At 53.1% G+C, this 450-nt stretch carries 1 rRNA gene; it reads right to left on the minus strand.

Annotation, left to right across the window (positions count from 1 at the left end):
• A 23S ribosomal RNA gene (locus EN850_RS33570) occupies window positions 1-450 on the minus strand; the annotation flags it as partial.

Below are 450 nucleotides of genomic sequence, written 5' to 3' on the forward strand. Positions count from 1 at the left end.
CCTATACGTCCACTTTCGTGTTTGCAGAGTGCTGTGTTTTTGATAAACAGTCGCAGCGGCCTGGTTACTGCGACCCTCTTCAGCCATAGCTCGCACGAGCCACCAAAAAGGGTGCACCTTCTCCCGAAGTTACGGTGCCATGTTGCCTAGTTCCTTCACCCGAGTTCTCTCAAGCGCCTGAGAATTCTCATCCTACCCACCTGTGTCGGTTTACGGTACGGTCTGCGTAAGCTGAAGCTTAGGAGCTTTTCCTGGAAGCGTGGTATCAGTGACTTCGCCTTAAAGGCTCGTCTCGGTGCTCGGTCTTAAAGGATCCCGGATTTGCCAAAGATCCAAACCTACCGCCTTTCCCCAGGACAACCAACGCCTGGTACACCTAACCTTCTCCGTCCCTCCATCGCACTTACGCGAGGTGCAGGAATATTAACCTGCTTCCCATCGACTACGACT

This window comes from Mesorhizobium sp. M8A.F.Ca.ET.207.01.1.1 (genome assembly GCF_004794715.1).
GTDB lineage: Bacteria > Pseudomonadota > Alphaproteobacteria > Rhizobiales > Rhizobiaceae > Mesorhizobium.